This is a genomic window from Rufibacter sp. JT20002, assembly GCF_056491185.1.
Map to the genome: position 1 here is coordinate 41,405 of NZ_JBSZJY010000007.1, position 13,335 is coordinate 54,739.

10 protein-coding genes are annotated in these 13,335 nt (G+C 53.1%); 6 read left to right on the plus strand and 4 right to left on the minus strand.

Going from position 1 to position 13,335, the window contains the following annotated elements:
• Position 1: 1 nt before the first annotated feature.
• Complete coding sequence (locus tag ACW9SV_RS22275) at positions 2-1,633, minus strand: FAD-dependent oxidoreductase (RefSeq protein ID WP_479558993.1); 1,632 nt, start codon at positions 1,631-1,633, stop codon at positions 2-4.
• A gap of 163 nt (positions 1,634-1,796) precedes the next feature.
• Here ACW9SV_RS22275 and ACW9SV_RS22280 point away from each other — a divergent pair, with 163 nt between their 5' ends.
• From ACW9SV_RS22280 to ACW9SV_RS22290, 3 genes are all read left to right on the plus strand, one after another.
• A complete protein-coding gene (locus ACW9SV_RS22280) occupies positions 1,797-2,579 on the plus strand; it encodes an SDR family NAD(P)-dependent oxidoreductase (RefSeq protein ID WP_479558994.1) in 783 nt (260 codons plus the stop codon).
• A 139-nt stretch (positions 2,580-2,718) separates the two neighbouring features.
• Complete coding sequence (locus ACW9SV_RS22285) at positions 2,719-3,360, plus strand: DsbA family protein (protein WP_479558995.1); 642 nt, start codon at positions 2,719-2,721, stop codon at positions 3,358-3,360.
• 150 nt (positions 3,361-3,510) lie between these two features.
• Positions 3,511-4,386, plus strand: a complete 876-nt coding sequence (locus tag ACW9SV_RS22290) for a universal stress protein (protein ID WP_479558996.1) — start codon at positions 3,511-3,513, stop codon at positions 4,384-4,386.
• Positions 4,387-4,478: 92 nt separating this feature from the next.
• On the opposite strand, the gene ACW9SV_RS22295 is transcribed toward ACW9SV_RS22290, so the two are convergent.
• Positions 4,479-7,718 (minus strand): DUF3098 domain-containing protein, encoded by a 3,240-nt coding sequence (locus ACW9SV_RS22295; RefSeq protein ID WP_479558997.1) that lies wholly within the window; start codon positions 7,716-7,718, stop codon positions 4,479-4,481.
• Between the two features lie 128 nt (positions 7,719-7,846).
• Here ACW9SV_RS22295 and ACW9SV_RS22300 point away from each other — a divergent pair, with 128 nt between their 5' ends.
• Positions 7,847-9,127, plus strand: a complete 1,281-nt coding sequence (locus ACW9SV_RS22300; RefSeq protein WP_479558998.1) for a sensor histidine kinase — start codon at positions 7,847-7,849, stop codon at positions 9,125-9,127.
• On the opposite strand, the gene ACW9SV_RS22305 is transcribed toward ACW9SV_RS22300, so the two are convergent.
• Complete coding sequence (locus tag ACW9SV_RS22305) at positions 9,120-9,473, minus strand: hypothetical protein (RefSeq protein ID WP_479558999.1); 354 nt, start codon at positions 9,471-9,473, stop codon at positions 9,120-9,122. The genes ACW9SV_RS22300 and ACW9SV_RS22305 overlap by 8 nt on opposite strands.
• 318 nt (positions 9,474-9,791) lie before the next feature.
• Between ACW9SV_RS22305 and ACW9SV_RS22310 the strand changes: the two genes are divergently transcribed.
• Positions 9,792-10,991, plus strand: a complete 1,200-nt coding sequence (locus ACW9SV_RS22310; RefSeq protein ID WP_479559000.1) for an alpha/beta hydrolase family protein — start codon at positions 9,792-9,794, stop codon at positions 10,989-10,991.
• 260 nt (positions 10,992-11,251) lie between these two features.
• Here ACW9SV_RS22310 and ACW9SV_RS22315 read toward each other — a convergent pair whose 3' ends face one another.
• Positions 11,252-11,629, minus strand: a complete 378-nt coding sequence (locus ACW9SV_RS22315) for a hypothetical protein (RefSeq protein WP_479559001.1) — start codon at positions 11,627-11,629, stop codon at positions 11,252-11,254.
• 106 nt (positions 11,630-11,735) lie between these two features.
• Between ACW9SV_RS22315 and ACW9SV_RS22320 the strand changes: the two genes are divergently transcribed.
• Complete coding sequence (locus ACW9SV_RS22320; protein WP_479559002.1) at positions 11,736-13,193, plus strand: tyrosine-type recombinase/integrase; 1,458 nt, start codon at positions 11,736-11,738, stop codon at positions 13,191-13,193.
• Positions 13,194-13,335: the final 142 nt, after the last annotated feature.

The following is a 13,335-nucleotide window of genomic DNA, read 5'->3' on the forward strand; positions in this document are numbered from 1 at the left end:
GTTACTTGTTTTTCTTTTTGGAGGCGCCTTTCTTTTTAAGGGCTTTCCGGAAGAAGTAGACCCCAGCTGCCACAGACGCCCCGAAAAGCGCGGCCGAGGTAAGTTTCTTATACCGGTTGGAGGAAGAGGGCTTATCCTTCATTCTGGAAAGATCAATATAGGCCGGCCCCTCCAGCACGTGCCCGTCAATGTCAAAGCGGCTGCCGTGGCAGGGGCAGTCCCAGCTTTTCTCGGCTTTGTTGAAGTGCACCAGGCAGGCCATGTGCGTACATACCGCCGAGACCACGTGCAGTTTACCGCCTTCATCGCGGTAGGCGCCATAGTTTTTGCCGTCCATCTCAATGTTTTTCCCTTCGCCAACAGAAATATCGGCCAGCTTTTCTACCTGGCTGCGGTAGGGCAGGTCTTTGAGGTATTGCGCCATTACGTCTACGTTCTCTTTGATGAACTTGCCGGCCGCTTTCTTAGGGTTGTGGCGGGTAGGCGAGTACATTTGGGCATAGGGGTTTTCGCGCCCCATAATGAGGTCGGTGAGAATCATGGCGGCCATGGTGCCAAAGGTTAGCCCGTCTGCTTCGTACCCGGTGGCCACATACACCTCTGAGGTCTTGAATTTCCGGCCGATGTAGGGCAAGCTGTCAGCGGGTTTATAGTGCTGGGCGGCCCAACGGTATTCCACGGCTTTCACATCAAAGCGCTCCCGTACAAACTGCTCCAGCTTCTGGAAGGCCTCTTCGTTGTTTTCTTTGTGGCCCACCTTATGCGGCTCGCCCAGAATCAGCAGGAACGGTTCTCCCTGATCGTTGGCATAAGTGCGCATGGAGTGGTGGTGCATGGCGCTGTAATCCCAAAAGGTGCCCTCTGGATACGCTGAGTTCAACGATACCGCCAGGGCATACTCACGGTAAGGCCCTAACAGGGTGTGCAGAAACCAGATTCCTTTAGGCGTGTGGGTGGCATGGATAACGTGTTTGGCCCGTACCTTGCCTTGCTCGGTATGCACTACATTAGTTTTGCCTTCTTTCACGAAAGTAACCTGGCTGTGCTCAAAAATCTGGCAGTTTGGTCCAGCAATTTGGGCAGCCAGCCCCTTCACGTAGGCCATGGGGTTGAACTGGGCCTGGTTTTCTACCCGCATGGCTGAGCTGATCGGATAGGGCAGAGGGCTTTTGGTTTCATCCAGGTAGGCAGGCAGGCCGGCTCTTTGGGCGCTTTCCACTTCGGCCCTGATAAAAGCATCTTCGGCTTCATGTTCAGTGAGCAGGTACCAGGGCACCCGTTTGAAATGGCAGTCTATGTTAAATTGGTGCGTAATGCTTTCAATTAAGTCAACAGCTGCGCTTCTGGAGGTGGCTAATGCACGCACGGTTTCCTGATCATACTTCTTCTCCAGCACGTTCAGGTAAGAACCCACGGGCGCATACAGGTTGCCGGTAGAATAACCGGTGGTACTCTCGGCCACTTTCAGGGCTTCCAGTACCACTACCCGTTTGCCTTCCGCGGCCAGAAGATGGGCCGTGGTAATGCCGGTGATGCCGCCGCCAATGATGACTACATCGGTTTCCAATTCTCCCTGTAATTGAGGGTAATTACTTGCTTGGGCATCTTGCCGCCAGATAGACGTTTTTTCCATAGTGTATAGCTTTCTGTTGGATATGAAGTGAGCCGTTTTCTGCTTTTTTAACGGGGCATGCTAGAAAAGGTAGACGTTATTGTACCTTTATTCATAAATTGAGGAAGCCAAACGAAAGCACTTTCCGGGCGCGCCTCTATCCTCAGCCGTTTCCCCCAGATCCATGCAGAATTATTACACTTCCAAAATTGTCCTGATCACGGGCGGAGCCCAAGGCATTGGTCGGGGCTTGGCCCAGGCGTTTGCCCTTGAAAAAGCCAACGTGGTAATTTCCGATTTGGACTGGGATGCCGGGGCTGATGCCATGGCCTGGCTGCGGAAACAGAATCTAACCGTGGACTTTATGCCCTGCGATGTGAGCAAAGAAGAGCAGGTGCAGCAGCTCATGAACCGCATCAGGCAGCAGTACGGCCGTCTTGATGTACTCATCAACAATGCCGGCATCGCCTCGCCCGCCCGCAAGGCACTGTCGCAGGTGTCCATTGAGGAGTTTGACCAGGTCTTATCCGTGAATCTGCGGGGGCCGTTCCTATGCGCCAAGTACGCGTTCCCGTTGCTGGAGAAAGGCACCAACCCCACCATCCTCAACATCACCTCCACCCGCGCCTTTATGTCAGAACCCAACACGTTTGGCTATACCGCCGCTAAAGGCGGATTAGAAGCGCTTACCCATTCCCTAGCTATCAGCCTGGCTCCTCAGCACATCCGGGTGAATGCCATCAGCCCCGGTTGGATTGAAACCGGGCCTTGGCAGAAAGAAGGGCATAAAACCGACCCGCACCACAGCAAGGAAGACAAAGAGCAGCACCCTGCCGGGCGGGTAGGCACTCCCCAGGACATAGCCGAGGCCGCCCTGTTTCTCTGCTCAGACAAAGCTGGCTTCATCACGGGGCAGAGCCTGACCATAGACGGCGGCATGACCGTGAAAATGATCTACCATGAATAGCCGTTTCGGGCTTAGGTAGGGGAAAACAGGCCTAAAACAGTTCTTTACCGGATGATGCCAGCGATAGGGTTTTCTTTGCCTAAGCGAACCTTTATGGCTTGGTTTTCGCTAAACAGGAGAGAACCATTGCCCTTTGCCTATGCAAAAGCCACCCGAAAACCCGCAGTTGTTGTACGTGACTGACCCTATGTGTGCCTGGTGTTACGGGTTTACGCCCGTCATCAGAAGGCTGAAAGCACTTTGGTTTGGCCGACTTACGGTGCAGGTGCTGGTAGGTGGCCTTAACCCGTATGCGCAGGACCCTATCACCTCCCAGGAAAAAGATCGTTTGGCCGTGAGCTGGCATCGGTCACAGGGAAAATCAAACTTGCCCTTTGACTACGGGTTCTTTCTGCAACGGGAAACCGTCTATGATACCGAGCCCGCCTGCCGGGCCCTGTTAACGGTGCGCCACCTGAGGCCCGGCCTTTCTCTGGAAGTGTTGCGCGCGCTCCATTCTGCCTTCTTCGCCGATGGTCTGGATATCACCAACACGCACGTGCTGGTGGAAGTCCTGCGACCCTTCGGGATTCCGGAGAACCTGTTTCTGGCGGTTTTCGAAACCGAGGAAATCTACCGTCAGACCCAGGAGGAGTTCCGTTTGGTGGAGCAGATGGGCGTTAATACCCTGCCCAGCGTCTACTTAGACCATCATTTAGGGCCCAGACTTATTTCCCGCGGCTTCTGCGAACTTCCCGAGCTGGAAGAACGCCTGCTGCTGGCCATGCAGATTCCTTTTTAAGAAAAGCGGTTTCGCAAAAGAGAATCGTTTATCAACCTTTTTAAAGAAAAGAGGGTGGAAGTACGGGTAGTTGGGGTTGAATATTCATCAGAAACTATATCTGGTCTGTTGCAGTAAATAAAAAGAGACTCACCTTAAACCTGCCAGACTATGAAAACGATCGTCCTTCTTACAGACTTCTCAGAGGTGGCAAACCATGCCATCGGATACGCGGTAGAAATGAGCCGGGCACTGCAAGGCCGATTGGTGTTCCTGCACACCATGTACTTCAATAATGAAGTTCCGGGTATTACCAACTCCGTTTCAGGGATGACCTGGGCCGATCCGTCGCTGTACACGCCCACCGAGGTGGCTCTAGACCAGGACCGGGAGAAAGTAGTCAAAGACAAGCTTTGGGGCCTGGTGGAAGAAGTGCGCCAGAATGTGCCCGATGTGGAGATACAAGGTGAGGTGTTAAGGGGAACCGGCATGGACTCCGTGGTGGATTTCCCGAAGGCCCATAACGTTTCATTGGTGGTCATGGGCACCACGGGAGCCGATTCTGCCCTGGACCGATGGGTAGGTAACACCGCCACTTACCTCATGAACCATGCCTCTTGCCCGGTGCTGGCGGTACCCCAGCACAGCCAGTTTACAGGATTCAAGAAGATTGTCTACGCCATTGACCCGTACAACGAGGCCGAGTGGCACCTGAAAGAGTTGCAAGACCTGGCTCATACCTTTGGGGCGGAGGTGACGGTGCTGTACGTGCAGGCAGACCCCGAATCGCAGAAAAGCCAGGACCGGTGGCAGGCGTTCACCTCAAAATGGGAGTTACAGGCCCCCACCTTAGGTTATGCCCGCGTGTTTAGCGACAAACTGGCTTCCAGCATGGAAGAATATGCCCGATCAAAGCAAGCCGATTTGTTAGTAGTTTCTAAACAGAACCGCTCCTTCTGGGACAAGCTTTTCGGGAGCAGCCCCGCCGATACCCTGGTACACGATAATGTACTGCCGGTGCTTTCCCTTCCGGCCACCAGTAAATAAGAAAAGCTGTTTAAGATCTGTTTTCTTAAAACAAAGGCAGAAACGGAGGTGATCCGCTTCTGCCTTTGTTTTTTGCCGGGTGCTTGGGTTGCTTATCTCAGACTTTCATAGTGCCGCAGAAACAACTCTTCTATCTTCTTGGCCTCGGGAAACCCGGCGGTCTGGGTAGCGCGCACCAGACTCTGCAGCCCGAAGAGGTTCAACTGGCGTTCCCGTTCAAAGTAGGCGGGTTGTGTTCTGTAGTAGGTGAGATGGGCGTCAAAGCGTTGGGTAAGCAGGTTCGTTAAGTCCCGGGCTTCCTTTGTAAGTCCTGCCTTCGCCAGCGGCAATACCAACCCGGCACTCTCAAAATTGTGCGGAGCCCCGGCATCCGGCATCAGGGTTAAGCAGGCTTTCAGTACTTTCTGGGCTTGGGATACATCACCTGCCTGCAAATGGGCTGTGGCCAGTTCCCCGAAGTTGCGGCGGTACACGGGTACATTCTGGGTGACAAAATTCTCTTCGTAGGGCTGGTCGGGGTTGGTGAGGCCCGTGTACCGGAACTTTCGCAGTAGGCTTTCCTGGGTGCGCTGCCGGTCCACGTAGGCATCTGTATCAGGGTTGGGGTTACGGGCGGGAACCAGGCGCAGGGCTTGTCCTTCTAACTGCAGGTAAGGCTGTAACCCAAGCTCTGATACTTCTGACCCGGTGCTGGAAAAGTAGATGGGCCGCTGCCATCCGTTCGCGGCGATGAGGTCCAGCATAAAGAGGTGCTTTTTCTCCAATGCTTCGGCTTGTAATTCCCACGCCATCATCTCCTCCACCTGGTTTGCGCGCTCAGAAGAAACCGTTTCGGTTTGCAGCACCGCGGCTTTGTTTACGGTCAGACGGAGGCGCTTGGTGGGCAACGCGTTCAAGGTGCGACCGTCCTGGGTTTGTAGTTGCAAGGCGGGATGGTGTTGCTTCAGCAGTTGCAAGTATTGGTTCAGGTCCATGCCGCTGTCCTGCACCGATGGGTTGGGCACATACGGCAGGTAGTTGTTAGCACTGAAGGCGTACTGTGAAACGGGTAAGGTGCCGGGCAACGCCGCCGAGGCGTTCATTTGCTTTCGGGCCTGCTCAATATACCAATCGGTGTTGAGGTAGGGCATTACCAGCACCCGCACATCGGTCCGGAACCCTTCCACTTCCTGCAGATACCAGAGCGGGAAGGTGTCATTGTCGCCGTTGGTGAACAGGATAGCATTGGGGGCTACGGAACTCAGCAGGTTTCGGCCAGCATCTACGGCGTGGTAGCGGTTAGAACGGTTGTGGTCATCATAGCCCTCGGCCAGGAGAATCGCCGGAACGGAAAGCGCCAGAACCGTGGCCAGGGCCGCCGCCGGAATCTCCGATTTAAGGAAGCGCCGCAGAAAATCCCCGACGGCCAATACACCGAGACCAATCCAGATGCTGAACGCGTAGTACGAACCGGCAAAGGTATAATCGCGCTCGCGGGGCTCTACCGGCGGCTGGTTCAGGTACAGCACAATGGCGACTCCGGTGAAGAAAAACAAAAGCAGCACTACCCAGCCGTCGGTAGATTTGCGCCTGAACTGGAAAAACAAGCCTAAAACTCCCAGTAGCAGCGGCAACAGGAAAAACTGATTGCGGGCTTTGCTTTCATGAATAGGAGAGGGGGCGTCGGATTTCTTTTCCCAAGGCCACAGCACCCCCGCGCCCTGCACCTCGCTTTCCCGGCCAATGAAGTTCCACCCGAAATAACGCCAGTACATATGGGTGAGCTGGTAGTTCCACAGGAAACTTAGGTTCTCGCCAAAGGTGGGTTTCTGCCCTTTTTGCACGTTCACCCAGTATTGGTAGGCCCTCAGATGCACGGGCTGGTCTGAGTACAGGCGGGGCAGCAACGTCTTCTCCTGGTCCTCATATACCGCTTCATACGTATGGTCAACCACCGCGTACTTGCCGTTTTGCGGGGCGTAGGTGGGAGCTTTCTTCTCAAAGCTCTGCGCCTGCGCATTGAACTGCGGACCGTACAGCAAAGGGCGGCTGCCATACTGCTCCCGCTTGAGGTAACTCACAAAGGAAAGCAGGTTCTCGGGGTTGTTTTCATCAATGGGCGGGTTGTACCCAGAGCGGATGGGCACCATGAGGTAGGAGGAGTACCCCAGCAACACCAGGATCAACGCTACCAGAGCCGTATGCCACACCACCCGCTCTGTCTTTTTGGCCCAGCGCAATCCGTACCAAATGGCAGCAATGATAGCCGCCAGAAAGATCAGTACACCGCCTCCGTACGGCAACCCGATGCTGTTCACAAAGAAAATCTCCAAAGAACCCGCCACCGACGGCAGCCCGGTGATCACGCCTTCCATAACCGCGAGCACTAATACTCCTCCAATGAACAAAGCGGCCAGTATGCCAGTCTTTTTGGGCTTGTATTTCTGAAAGTACACCAATAACGCAAGCGCCGGCAACGCCACCAGGTTGAGCAAGTGTACCCCAATGGAAAGGCCCACCAGATACGCCAGGAACAGAAGCCAACGGTCTGCCTCGGGGGCATCGGCTTCCGCCTGCCATTTCAAGGCCGCCCACACCACAATGGCCGTGAAGAATGAAGACAGGGCGTAGACCTCGGCTTCCACGGCACTGAACCAAAAGGAGTCGGTGAAGGCAAAGGCCAGGGCGCCTACGGTTCCGCTGCTCAGTAATAAGATCTGCTGGCTTTTGGAAGGACCTTCGGTTGATAGGGGGAGCAGCCGCTGCGCTAACAGGGTGATGCTCCAAAAAAGAAACAGCAGGGTGCCTGCGCTGCTAAACGCCGAGAAGAAGTTCATCCACCAGGCCACCTTAGACACATCGCCAAAGCTTAAGAGAGTGAATAGGCGGCTCAGGAGCAGGAAAAGCGGGGCCCCGGGCGGATGCGGCACTTGCAACTTGTACGCCGCGGCAATGAATTCCCCGGTATCCCAGAAACTGGTGGTGGGCTCCAGGGTAAAGACGTAGACCGCCAACGCCCCCAAAGCGACAAGCCAGCCCAGTCCGGTATTCCAGCGCTGAAAGGTGCGCCAGGCCGGAGAAAGCGGGACCTTTGTTTCGGGGCTGTTTTTTCGGAATATGCCGAAAAACGGGAGGGCCAGGCCTAGGATCACGAGCAAAGGACCTAGGGTGAGGCCCTGGAATCCGTAGCCCTGCGGGGTGCTGTCGGTGGCCATGAGCAGAAAGCCCAGGGCAGTGACGCCCATCCCCAAAAACAGCGGAATAAACTGCTTTCTGGTAAAAAGAAAAGGGGTGGGGAAAATGGTGGAGGTTACCGAGGTAAGTTGTCCGGATGGTATTGTTTTCACGCTCATGGCCTAGTGCTTAAGTCCTTTGCAAACTTACCGGCTGTAGAAACGCACCTAGGTTAATGGTTTGTAAAAAGATGTTAATGAGATGTTAATGATTAAGGGAGATGGCATAAAAGCTGTAAATTAGAGCCATGAGCCGTCGTAAGATTCAAATCATCATGGTGCTGGCCTGTGTGTCATTGGTGGCGCTGCTAGGCACGCAGTTGGTGTGGCTGACCAAAGCCTACAATGCCCAGGAGCGGGCTTTCAACCACAGTGTGCAGGTGGCCCTGACCAATGTCTCTGACCAGTTGCTGACCCAAAGCGGAAAGGAAGCGGTTACTTCTGCCAAGCCGGTGGAGCAGGTGGCTTCCAACTTCTTTGTGGCCGAGTTGCATACCTCGGTAGACCCGGTAGAAGCCAGTAAGCTTTTGCAACAGGAACTGGCCAAACGGCAGTTGCAGGACCGCTATGAGTTTGGGGTGTACAACCGCCTGGATGATACGCTTATGTTTGGGCAATACATTGCCGCTCCGCAAAAAGTAGAAGGAAAAACCCAGGTCCCGGTGATTAAACATGCAGAGGAGGGCGCAGTACCGTTGTACAACCTGGCCGTGGTCTTCCCGGGCAAAACCTCGTTTATTTTGAAGGAGATGGAATTCTGGTGGTACTCCACCGGGGCACTGCTAGTGGTGGTGGTGTTCTTCGGCTACACCATGATTCAGATTCTGCGCGAGAAACGCCTTTCTGAGCTTAAAACCGACTTCATCAACAACCTCACCCACGAGCTGCAAACCCCTATCACCAACATCGGGTTGGCCAGCGAAGTGCTCCGCAAACGCTCTGAGACGCTTTCCCCAGACCGCCTCACCCGCTACCATGACCTGATTCATTCTGAGAATGAACGGCTGAGAGCGCAGGTAGAACGCGTCTTGCAGATGGCTACCATGGAGCGGAAAGAACTGGCCTTGAAGAAGGAAACGGTAGACTTGCACGCTTTGCTGCAGGAAACTGGCCAGAACCTGACGCCACGCTTGCAACAGCGGGCCGGCCAATTGCGACTGGACCTGCAAGCCACCCAGCCGTTCATCCACGCCGATGGGTTGCACGTGGCCAACGCCCTTTACAGTTTGTTAGACAACGCCGAAAAATACTCTGCCCAGGCCCCCGAAATTGAGGTGAGTACCCGTGATACCGAACAAGGCATTCAGATCAGCATTCGGGACAAAGGCATTGGCATCAAACAGGAGTTCCAGAAGTTCCTGTTTGACAAGTTCTACCGCGTGCCCAACGGCAACGTGCACAACGTGAAAGGCTTTGGGTTAGGCTTAAGTTACGTGAAAGCGATCATGGATGCCCACCACGGGCAAGTGACCGTGGAAAGCACCGAGCAGCAGGGAACCTGTTTCCGGTTGGTATTGCCCCTTAACTGATAGACTGTTTTAAGGTCTTTTTCTGAAAAGGAGGCTTTTTTCGCAAGGCCTCCAGCACCAGGTCAGAGACTTTGCTAACCTCCTGCTGGCTGTGGTTGGGGAAGTAGTCAATGGCGCAGATGGATTTCTGCAAGTCAAGGCGCCGCGCGAAATGAATGGCGATGACGTGGTCTTTCTCTGTGGTGTAAAATTCTAAAGGCTCGTTGCCGGTAGAAACGCCTAAACGTTCCAGGCGCTCGCAGGTAATTGTCTGGGCATCAGTTAGGTAACCGCCCGCCATCACCTGAACCTCCAGCATCAGTGGCTCAAGTTCCGTTAACAAGGTATGTAGCCGAATCACTTTCATAACTGTCACCTTTAGTAGAAAGTGAAGTTACTTTTCTATTCTTGGATGGATATAAAGGAATTGTTACCATTCTGGCAGGTATATTACCTTATTGTTACCAAGCCTTTTGAAGCCCGAGCTCCCTTGGGCAACCTTTAGACGCTTCCTCCTTTATCTTACCTGCCTTTCCAATCTTCTCTTCCTTTTAGACCCATTCTGTTATTTGTATAACGCCGGTAAGGGTAAATTGTGTTTTAATTACGTCTTTTATTTAATACCTTGACTATCAGAGAGAATGAGTAGAGCAGGGGAGGAAGGGATAATTTAAAAGGAGCAGTCATGAAAAAGACCTTACTTAAGTTGCGCTGGGCGGTACTGGCGCTATTTGTCTTCACAAGTTGTGATTTCTCAGACGATGATCCGCAGCCCGACCGGGATGAGTACTTTGTCTCGGTTACCTCGCTGGGCACCATTCCCAATGAAGCTCTGCAGATTTACGCCACCGCTGCGGGCTTCTCCAACTTTGTAACGTTCATTGACTATGACGTGGAGTTTTTCAAGTTCGTGTACAACACCACGTACAAAGGCAATCCGGTGCAAGCCTCAGGGTTGCTTTGCGTGCCTCTGAACACCCCGGGCGCTCCTGGGCTGGTGAGCGCCCAACACGGCACCATCTTTGCCGACGACGATGCTCCCTCCAACTTCCCCGAGGGGTTTTCAGGCTTTGAGCTTTTTGCGGCGGTGGGGTACATTACGGTCATCCCAGATTACATAGGCTACGGCGATACCCGCCAGATTGTGCACCCTTATTATGACGAGGAACACTCAGCGGCAGCGGTCATAGACATGCTCAAAGCGGCCCGGTTTTACCTGGACCAGGAGCAGATAGAAACCAATGACAACCTGTTTCTGGTGGGATATTCTGAAGGGGGCTATGTTACCCTGGCTGCCCAGAAAGAGATAGAGTCAGACCAAAGCCATGATTTAGATCTCACTGCGGTAGCTGCCGGGGCGGGCGGCTACGACCTGGAGGGAATGCTCTCCACCATCGCTACTACGCCCACCTACGCAGAGCCTTCCTTTCTGCCCCTTATCCTGAACAGCTACAATGTTACCTATGGCTGGAACCGCCCCTTTACCGATTTCTTCCGGCAGCCCTACGCCGACCGGATTCCCGGCTTGCTGGATGGCACCAAAGACCGGGAAGAAATCAACAGCCAACTCACTACCTCGCCCGCTGGTTTGTTTAACCCTACGTTCTACGCCAACTTAAGCAATCCTTCGGGAGAGCCGGTATTAAGGCAGGCCCTCGCTAATAATAGTTTGTTAGACTGGAGGCCTACCAGCCCCACCCGGCTTTACCATGGCACTGAGGATGAAGCTGTTTTCTTCCAGACTTCGGTTTCTACCTTCAACCAGTTCCAAGCGGCCGGAGCCACCAATGTAGAGTTCTTCCCCATCCAGGGCGGCATGCACCGGACCAGCATAGAACCCATGATGTTGGACGTCTTGCCCTGGTTTGAATCCTTGAACCAGTAAAGGAGGTCCAAAAGCTTCGGGGTAGAGGCATCATCAATGCCCAGGTAGTTCGCGGCAATCCACTGGATTTTAAGTTTTTGTCTTGCGCCTTTCCGGAAAGATTCACCCTGCCTATCTAGGAGTGGAGCGGAGGTAAAGAGAGAGGAGGTTTGAATTTGATAAGGCGCTGTGTCAGATAAAGGGGCCAGCGATGGTGCCCGGGATTGTTTTAGTTTGTCGGTGAGAAGGTTGGGAAAACCGTTTGAAATACCAGTAAAGTTTCAGGTCGCATCCATGTAGGGCTGCCAGTTAACAATCAGCACCTTTTCTTCGGGTAGCAGCAGGTACCCGTAGTCATAGCATAGGTGGTAAGTGTTGCCCCGTTGGGTACGGTAGAGCTGAGTGAGGTACCGGAAATCAAAGCCCGCCAGTTCTAAGTACTGGCGGGGGATGGTGGTTTTGCCCTTGGGGCTGAGCTGCCTTAAGATGCTTCGGTTCTTCCGAAGGGCAGTATTTACCTGCTGGATGCGTTGCTCCTCCTGGCTCTGCCTTTTGGCCATGTTGTTAGATAGATACCTGCACTGGTCAGAGCAGAACCGTTTATCGCTTCTGCCTACAATACCGGTGCCGCACTGTTGGCATGATTTCACTTGTGCCATCTCTTAGCTGTTTTATTACCCGTTTATAAACGGATATACCCGGGTATTAACACGGCTGTGGTCTTAGAAGGTTATACCTTCACTACATGCAACTTCCTCATTTGTTATGGCTTACCCCACTCAGCTGCCTGTTTTGTTCCTTAACCCGCTGGAACATGCCGGCAAAGGTTTTATCCGGATCTGGTACAAACCCAACCCTTCCATATCCAGGCGTCTGAAGGAGGCCAGCTGGATCAAGTACAGCAAAACCTACAAATGCTTTGTGATGCACCACACAAACCAGTGCATTGAGATGACGCACCAGCATTTTCAGGGATATGCCAAAGTGGACACCAGGTATCTATTTAAACCTAAGCGGCTGCGCCCAGCCCAGGGAGCCGTGATCTTGCAACAGGACGGTGTTACGCGAACCGAGCCCCTGGAAAAAGGAAGTGTACGACCAGTGGTACGCCTACAACCGCTGGAGTACAAGGGAAAGCCGTATGTACAACTCAGCTACCAGTATCATAAAGCCATCTATTCTTGTCTTAAACAAAGCAAAGCCGCCTGGTGGCTTCCTGAGATGCAGTGCTTTGTCATAAAAGGTGATAGCGGCAGTATAGGTACGTTGCTTTCAGAGGTAGAACTCATTGCTCTGGTATGGCTCTCCCAGACCCTGCAGGTAAAAGACATGCAGCTGCAGTTAAGGCTTTGGGAGCAAAGTTACCGGAAAGGCGATGGCTATATACCCTGCCCGATTTCTTACCTGGAAAAGTTGTTTCTCCTGAACTATAGCCTTAGCACCATTCGCACTTACCATAGCCTCCTGCTTCGCTTCCTAAATTCATATAAAGCGAAGGGGTTAAACCGTATCAACGCATTTTCTGAAGAGGAGATCAACCACTATCATCGGAGAATGGTGCAGGCAGGCACCTATTCTGTTTCGTTTGTGAACCAGAGCATCAATGCGGTCAAGTTCTATTTCCAGCGGGTGTTGCTGCGCCACGAAGTACAGTTGAACCAGGTAGAGCGGCCCGAAAAGCCTGAACGTTTGCCCCAGGTACTCAGCAAGCGAGATGTATTGAAAATATTATCGGCGGCAGAGAATCTGAAGCACCGCTGTGTGCTGCAACTGCTCTACGCAGGGGGGCTGCGCATAGGGGAGGTGATCAACTTAAGGCTGACCGATGTGCAATCTGAAAGAAACCTGCTCCTGATACGAGGTGGCAAGGGCAAGAAAGACCGAACCACCCTGCTCTCGCAAAAACTATTAGAAAGCTTACGGGCCTATTATAAACAATATAAGCCCAAAGAATGGCTCTTTGAGGGGCAGACTGGCGGACAGTACACTGTAGAAAGCATCCGCAACGTCTTCAAGGCCAGTAAAGAGAGAGCCGGCGTGCAGGCACCCGCCACACCACATACGCTACGCCACTCTTTCGCGACACATCTGCTTGAGCAAGGAACGGATCTCAGGTACATCCAGGTGCTGCTTGGGCATAAGTCCAGTAAAACCACTGAGATCTATACCCACATTACCACGCATGCTTTGGATAAGATCATCAGCCCGCTTGATAATCTCTAACAAACCGTTACATTGGTCTAACCATATATGATCTGTACCTTTCTACATTACATTGCAGGCAAAGTCCCCATAAAAGCTCAAAAGCAGGCTGCTGCAGTTACGTACATAGTGCAGATAACCGTATGTTGTGGTTTATATGGTA

What these genes read in the sequence shown, in the direction of transcription:
- ACW9SV_RS22275 (WP_479558993.1), bottom strand. Translation starts at nt 1,633, where the DNA reads ATGGAAAAAACGTCTATCTGGCGGCAAGATGCCCAAGCAAGTAATTAC.
- ACW9SV_RS22280 (WP_479558994.1), top strand. Translation starts at nt 1,797, where the DNA reads ATGCAGAATTATTACACTTCCAAAATTGTCCTGATCACGGGCGGAGCC.
- ACW9SV_RS22285 (WP_479558995.1), top strand. Translation starts at nt 2,719, where the DNA reads ATGCAAAAGCCACCCGAAAACCCGCAGTTGTTGTACGTGACTGACCCT.
- ACW9SV_RS22290 (WP_479558996.1), top strand. Translation starts at nt 3,511, where the DNA reads ATGAAAACGATCGTCCTTCTTACAGACTTCTCAGAGGTGGCAAACCAT.
- ACW9SV_RS22295 (WP_479558997.1), bottom strand. Translation starts at nt 7,718, where the DNA reads ATGAGCGTGAAAACAATACCATCCGGACAACTTACCTCGGTAACCTCC.
- ACW9SV_RS22300 (WP_479558998.1), top strand. Translation starts at nt 7,847, where the DNA reads ATGAGCCGTCGTAAGATTCAAATCATCATGGTGCTGGCCTGTGTGTCA.
- ACW9SV_RS22305 (WP_479558999.1), bottom strand. Translation starts at nt 9,473, where the DNA reads ATGAAAGTGATTCGGCTACATACCTTGTTAACGGAACTTGAGCCACTG.
- ACW9SV_RS22310 (WP_479559000.1), top strand. Translation starts at nt 9,792, where the DNA reads ATGAAAAAGACCTTACTTAAGTTGCGCTGGGCGGTACTGGCGCTATTT.
- ACW9SV_RS22315 (WP_479559001.1), bottom strand. Translation starts at nt 11,629, where the DNA reads ATGGCACAAGTGAAATCATGCCAACAGTGCGGCACCGGTATTGTAGGC.
- ACW9SV_RS22320 (WP_479559002.1), top strand. Translation starts at nt 11,736, where the DNA reads ATGGCTTACCCCACTCAGCTGCCTGTTTTGTTCCTTAACCCGCTGGAA.